This window comes from Streptomyces soli (genome assembly GCF_003999195.1).
Lineage (GTDB): Bacteria > Actinomycetota > Actinomycetes > Streptomycetales > Streptomycetaceae > Actinacidiphila > Actinacidiphila soli.
This window is the reverse complement of sequence record NZ_RJVR01000122.1, coordinates 1-6,329: the sequence shown is the minus strand read 5'-3', so window position 1 is coordinate 6,329 and position 6,329 is coordinate 1. Positions and strand designations below refer to the sequence as shown.

At 69.1% G+C, this 6,329-nt stretch carries 6 protein-coding genes and 1 pseudogene; 1 reads left to right on the top strand and 6 read right to left on the bottom strand.

Translation table 11 applies throughout. The features are described 5' to 3' along the window. The 5 genes and pseudogenes from EFK10_RS10525 to EFK10_RS10500 form a co-directional block, all read right to left on the bottom strand. Window positions 1–475: pseudogene (locus tag EFK10_RS10525) on the bottom strand (NmrA family NAD(P)-binding protein); the annotation flags it as partial. A 371-nt stretch (window positions 476–846) separates the two neighbouring features. After that, entirely contained in the window at window positions 847–1,194 is a 348-nt protein-coding gene (locus tag EFK10_RS10515; RefSeq protein WP_127355465.1) for a VOC family protein, read from the bottom strand. Between the two features lie 15 nt (window positions 1,195–1,209). Next, window positions 1,210–2,319 (bottom strand): alkene reductase, encoded by a 1,110-nt coding sequence (locus tag EFK10_RS10510; protein WP_127355464.1) that lies wholly within the window; start codon window positions 2,317–2,319, stop codon window positions 1,210–1,212. A gap of 51 nt (window positions 2,320–2,370) precedes the next feature. Next, a complete protein-coding gene (locus tag EFK10_RS10505) occupies window positions 2,371–2,973 on the bottom strand; it encodes an NADPH-dependent F420 reductase (RefSeq protein WP_127355463.1) in 603 nt (200 codons plus the stop codon). Between the two features lie 20 nt (window positions 2,974–2,993). Continuing rightward, the gene (locus EFK10_RS10500) at window positions 2,994–4,001 is read right to left on the bottom strand and encodes a zinc-binding dehydrogenase (RefSeq protein ID WP_127355462.1); all 1,008 of its coding nucleotides are present in this window, start codon (window positions 3,999–4,001) and stop codon (window positions 2,994–2,996) included. A gap of 107 nt (window positions 4,002–4,108) precedes the next feature. Here EFK10_RS10500 and EFK10_RS10495 point away from each other — a divergent pair, with 107 nt between their 5' ends. Then, window positions 4,109–4,717: a TetR/AcrR family transcriptional regulator gene (locus EFK10_RS10495; protein ID WP_127355461.1), complete on the top strand. Its 609-nt coding sequence runs from the start codon at window positions 4,109–4,111 to the stop codon at window positions 4,715–4,717. A 670-nt stretch (window positions 4,718–5,387) separates the two neighbouring features. On the opposite strand, the gene EFK10_RS10490 is transcribed toward EFK10_RS10495, so the two are convergent. Further along, a partial coding sequence (locus EFK10_RS10490; RefSeq protein WP_127355460.1) for an FAD-dependent monooxygenase occupies window positions 5,388–6,329 on the bottom strand: 942 nt, incomplete at its 5' end.

Here is a 6,329-nt window from a genome sequence, read left to right as displayed (position 1 = left end):
GGGTCTCGGGGGCGAGCAGCGTCTCGGCCGCGACCATGGCGATGTCGGCCGCGTCGACGAAGGCTTCCGCGCCGGCACCGGTCGGTACGGTGATCGCCCCGTCGACGACCGGCAGGTGTGCGTCGCTGAAGTTCTGCATCCCCCATGCGGGGCGCAGGATGGAGTGCGTGATGGCCCCTCGGGCGGCGAGGTCGGCCTCGACGGCCCTGATGTCCACTTCCGGTGGCGCCTGGTCGACGCCGTACGTGCTGAGGTACGTGACGTGGCGTACCCCTGCGGCTTCGGCTAGGTCGAGGAAGGCGGCCACCTGGTCGGCGTAGGTGACCCGCAGGACGGGCGTGACGAGGTAGAGCCGGTCGACACCGTCGAGGGCACTGGGGCGGGTGGTCGGGTCGTCCCAGTCGAACAGCACGTCGGCGCCGTGGCGCGCCGCGGTGCGGGCACCCAGCCCCCGCTCGGCGAGGTTCCTCGCCACGTGCGAGCCGGTCCGGCCGGTGCCGCCGAGGACGAGAGCGGTCTTCGCCCGCTCCGTCGGCTACAGCTCGCCCTACGCCTTCGCAGCCGCCTTCCGGCGCCACCACGGCGAGCCGCCCGGGACCTGGCGGCAACGGGAGTCGCTCCGCGCGCAGACACGCCCCGGGAACGATCCCCATGCCCGCTGACACCGTCCGGCTCCCCAGCGGCACTCCCCCCGGGAGTGGTTGAGCTGGGCTTGTTCCAGCGCGAGCGGGGCGTACGGAGCAAGTGCGGGCGACTGCGGCCCCTTGGCCCGTAGGCTTGGGACTCCTCGATCGGACAGCGGGAGTGCGACGCGCTGCCACGGGGCTGCATGTCACCGGCGCTGACTCAGGTGCGGGGCTGCATGTACTCGAAGACGGAGCCGTCCGGGTGGCGGGCGAGGATCCTGGTTCCGTTGGGGACTTCCTCTGGTTCATCGAGGATCTCGGCGCCGGCCTTGGCGAGGGCGTCGAGCACGGTGGCCAGGGACTCGACGATGACGGTCCCGTTCTGCGAGACGTACTTCTCCAGCGGGCCGGAGTAGAGCAGGAACGGCCCTACCAGTGCCAATTCCAGGTCGTGGTAGGGGAACCGGCGGACGTCCACGTCCCCGGCCAGGTCCTGGTAGAGAGGGATCGCATCCTCGAGGTTCTCGACTTCGACGTTCGCGATCACTGTTCGGATGTTGCTGCTCATGGGAATTTTCCTTGCTCAGTTTGCGGAGAAGGCGGGGTAGTCGGTGTAGCCCTCGGTGTGGCCGGCGTAGTAGGTGTCGCGATTGCCCTCGGCCAGCGGGTAGCCGTGGGTGAATCGTTCGACCAGGTCGGGGTTGGCGATGAAGGGGGCGCCGAAGGAGACGGCGTCGACGATCTGGTGGTGGAGGATCTCGTTGCCGAGTTCCTGGGTGAAGCCGAGGTTGGCGACGATGTTGCCCTGGTAGTGGGCGCGGTAGCGGGAGAACACGGCGATGCGCTCCTCGAGAGTGCCGGGCGAGCCCAGGAGGTGGAGGTATGCCAGGTTGCTGCCGCCCAGCTTCTTCAGCAGCTGGTCGTAGTCCGCAAGCGTTTCCTCGTCGGCGGTGAAGGCTCCGACGCTCCAGTACGGGGAGAGCTTCACGCCGACGCGGTCGCTGCCCCATACGTCGCTGACGGCATCGAGGACGTCGAGGAGGAATTGGGCCCGCTTCTCGCTGGTGCCTCCGTAGGCGTCGGTGCGCTGGTTGAGGCGGGGGTTGAGGAACTGCGGGATCAGGTGGGAGCCCTGGGCGTGGATTTCGAGGCCGTCGAAGCCGGCGCGGCGGGCGTTCTCGGCCGCGTGGCGGTAGGCGGCGATGGTGCCGGCGATCTCGGCGGCGGTGAACGCGCGGGGGGTGAGGGTGTCCTTCGGGCCGGTCGGGGTGAAGGACTTCTCGCCGGGGTTGACGGCCGAGGGCCCCGCGGGCAGGCGGCCGCCGAGGTGGTCGGGATGGGAGACCGCGCCGACGTGACCGAGCTGGGAGACGATCCGACCGCCCGCCTCGTGAACGGCCTCGGTGACCTCCGTCCAGCCGGCGGTCTGCGCGTCGGTGTAGATGCCGGGGACGTTGATGTAGCCGATGGCGTCCTTGCTGACCCAGGTGCCCTCGGTGACGATCAGGCCGGCGCCGGCGCGCTGCGCGTAGTAGGTCGCCGTCGCCGTCAGGTCGCTGGGGGCCAGGTCCGCGTTCTGGGCGCGGGCGCGGGTCATGGGGGCCATGACGATGCCGTTGGGCAGCTCAAGTGCGCCCAAGCGGACGGGCTGCAGTAGGGGCTGGACGGTGGAGGCTTGGGGCTGGCTGGTCATGAGGATCTTTCCTTGTACGGGTGGGTTGATCGGTGGGAGCGGGGGTCTGGCTCAGTCCTGTTTGAGGACGTGGAGGCCGGAGAGCGGGGCGCCGAGCTGCATGAGGCGTCCGCCCTCGCGCAGGGAGCCGAGGTCGACGGGAGCGAACCCGAACCCGGCGGTCAGGTCCTTGACGGTGGTCTTGGCGTCGGCGTCGTCACCGGCCAGGAACAGCACCTGGCGTCCGGCCTCGTGGCGCGGGTCGGCGGCGATGTACTGGCCGTAGAGGGTGTTGAACGCCTTGACGACGCGGGCGCCGGGCAGCAGCGAGGCGACGTACTCGCTGCCGGTCAGCTCGCCCAGGTCGGCGATCTTCGGGTTCGGGGGCGGGGAGGCGAACTGGTTGGTGGCATCGACCACGATGCGCCCCTCGAAGGGCGGCAAGTCCGCCACGGCGTCCGGCACTTGGGGCCAGCCGACGGCGAGCACGACGAGTTCTGCCGCAGCGGCTTGCTCGGGAGTGCCGGCCCGGGCGAGCGGTCCGAGGGTTTCGGCGGGGCCGGCCAGGGAGGCGGGGCCGCGGCTGTTGCTCAGCACGACCTGGTGGCCGTGGCGGACCGCGTGCCGGGCGATGGCCTGGGCGACGGTTCCGGCGCCGAGGGTTCCGATCTTCATGACAGTGCCCTTCGTGAGGTTCAGGAGGTGGGGCTGGTGAGCAGCACGGTTCCGCTCTTGCCGGGGCGGCGGACATGCCCGATGGCCTGCGCGAAGTCGGCGAGGTCATAGCGGGCGGCGACTTCGAGCAGCTCCGGGGCGTTCGCGGCCAGGCGGGTGGCGAAGGCGACGTCCTCGGCCCGCTGCTCGGGCGTGCGGGTCAGCCACTGGCCGATGGACACGCCCCGCACGGTCAGGGCCCGCGGGGTCAGCGCCAGGGACTCCAGGGGCGTGCTGCCGGAGCCGAGCCGGCCGTAGGAGATCAGCGTGCCGCCGTCGGCGAGCAGCGCGGCCAGGTCACGGGTGAGCGATCCGCCGACCGCGTCGAGGACGACCTGGGCGCCCTGCCCGCCGACGGCGTCCTGGACCTGCTCAGGCCAGTCCACGTCGGCCGTCGAGATCGTCGGCAGTCCGGGGAAACGCTGACGCAGGGCCTCCGCTCCGGTGGCACTGCGTACCAGATTGACCAGCGGGAAGCCGTGCTTGAGTGCGGCCGCGCCGACCACCTTGCCGATCGACGAACCGGCCGCCGTCTGCACCACCGGCCCCGTCTGGCCGTGCTGCGCGTCCTCGACCGCCCGCAGCAAGCTGAGCAGCGTAAACGGGTTGACCAGCATCAAGGCCGCGGTCTCATCACTCACACCTTCGGGCACCGGCACCACAAGATCGGACGGCGCCGTGACGAGGTCACTCCACGTGCCCGGTACCGGGAAGACCGCCACCCGCTGGCCGGGCCGTAGGTCCCGTACGCCCTCGCCGACGGACTCGACGATGCCCATCCCCTCCACGCCGGGGATCCGCGGCGCCGCGAACCGCTGCGGCGGCCCACCCGGAAAGCCCTCCACTCCTCCCAGGTCGCCGGGGCGAATCGGCCGGGCCAGCACCCGCACCTGCACCTGGCCTGCGGCGGGCGCGGGCGGGTCCGGCAGCGCGCTCAGGCGCAGTACCTGAGCCGCATCGCCCTGCCGGTCGTAGGTGATGGTGCGCATGGCGCTCCCCTTCCACGAACTATTGATGACGAGCATCATTGAAACTCCAACTATGATGAGAGGCATCATCGAAAAGGTCAAACCGAGAGAGATGCGAAAGGACGGCCATGCCGCGGATCACCAAGGAGGACAAGGCCCGTAACCGGCAGAACATCCTCGATGCGGCGGGCCGCATGTTCCGTTCGCAGGGCATCGACGCGGTCGGCGTCGCCGAGCTGATGAAGGAGGCCGGCCTCACTCACGGCGGCTTCTACAACCACTTCGCGTCCAAGAACGACCTGGCCGTGGAGGTGTGCGGGGCTTCCTTCGCCGCCTCGCTAGGGGGCCTGGCCCGGGCCGTCGAGGACGGCCCGGGCGAGTCGGGCTCTCCGCTGGAGCGGGTCGTCGCCGGGTATCTGTCCGCCGCGCACCGTGACGCCGAGGACGGCGGCTGCCCCTCGGCGTCCCTGGTCGTGGACGCCGGACGGCACAGCGAAGCCGTACAAAGCGCGTACGCCGACGGCGTGGAGGGCTACCTTTCCGGCTTCGCCGCCGAATTCCAGCGCGAAGCCGAGGAGGACGGGCGGGACCTCGACCCGGCCGAGGCCCGCCAACGAGCCGTCCGCCTTCTCAGCGAACTGGTCGGCGCGGTGGTGATCTCACGCGCGGTACGCCACGTCCAGCCCGAACTCTCCGACGAGATCCTCCAGGCCGGCCGTAGTCACGCCCTCGACTGACGCGTCTCAAGGCCGCCACGGGGACGTGGCGCAGAGGTGTGCGCGAGAGACGTGCCGGCTCCGGTCTCCAGGTCGCCCGCGAAGAGCCCGGAGCGCTGCCTAATGGGAGCTACCGGGTCGGTCAGACTCGGTGCCGTAGCCGCCAGCAGGTGAGCACTCATGCCGCCGGAAGCGTTTGAGTTCTGTGGTCAGACCGTGCCCCTGCTGGTCGGCCGGGAGGCCTGACCGCTGATGGGGTGGCGTGCCCGCCCCATGGGGCGTGAGCACTGGATCCATTAGGCCGCGTGCCGCGCCTTCCGCAGGCTGCTGAGCGATGTGAACGACGTGACCGGGAGGGTCTGTTGCTGCTGATTGGCGATGACTGGGCGGAGGATCATGTGCGCCACGAGCCGCTTGAAGTCGAGCGGGGGTGAAAGACCTTCGATTCCTGGTCGTCGCAGCCGCTGGGTGAAGCCGAGGGCAGCCTGATCCGGGAGACGCCGGGGAGGGTGGGAGCAGCCCTGACAACGCCGGGACGTGCGCGGCGTTGGCCGTTGGGCGAAGGCGATTTGGGAAGGTCACCTGCACAACGGAGCTTCGTTGCGTATGTCGCGCGCCAACCGCACATTGTCACACCGCCGTGACCTGCACAGACACCTACAAGATCACCCCGACTTTGAAATTGCCCTGCTCACGCGAGTTCTGCCATGTGCAGGGCCATCTGCTTACGCACCAGGGGAAAATGCCCAACGACGGAGAACGCAGCATTGCGCGCGAGTTGACCAGGGCGATTACTGACGATGGACGCGCGCGTCATCATGTTCGTGAAGCCGACGGTCGCTCGCGCCACCGGTCGACGCCGCTTCTCGTATCCGTCGAGATCGGCGTGAGCTGCACCTTTCAGCGAAGGCGAGAGCGTATGCGCGAGATCGATCGCGTCCTGGATCCCCAGGTTCATGCCCTGCCCTCCTGCAGGGCTGTGCACATGCGCTGCGTCACCCGCGAGAAACACCGGTCCTCGCCGGAACGCCGTGGCGATGCGATGGTGAACTCGGAACTGCGATTTCCAAGTGAGCTCCTTGACCAGCGCGCCGGTTGGACCTCGCCCGTCTAGGATCTGCTGAACGAAGTCCAGGCTGATGACCTCTGGCGCGCTTTCGACGGTCGCGAGCACGCGGCGCTGGTTCTCGGGGAGGGGGCCACTCACAACGATGCCGGCGGGGGAGAAGAAATTTTGTACCTCGTCGTAACGCAGCGGCCAGTCCAGGCGTGCGTCGGCGAGGACGAAGGATTGGCTGTAGTCGCCCCCAACGAATTCGATCTGCGTACTCTGACGGACGATTGAATGTGTGCCGTCTGCCCCGACGACGTAGCGGGCCTTGACGACCTCGTGGCCATCTGGCCCAATGACCTCGACTCTGGGCGAGTCCGCGTCAAGCGAGACACTCTTGACCAGATAGGGACGCTGCACCTTGCCACCCAGATCATGCAGACGCTCGGTCAGGATCGCCTCGGTCCTGTACTGCTGCAGGGTCAGCCCGGATCCACCGGCTTGATTCGGGAGTGATCGTTTCGGGGGTTTCGGGTCGTTGCTGGTGGAGGGGCCGGTGGTGGGTATGGGGTGTCCGCTGGT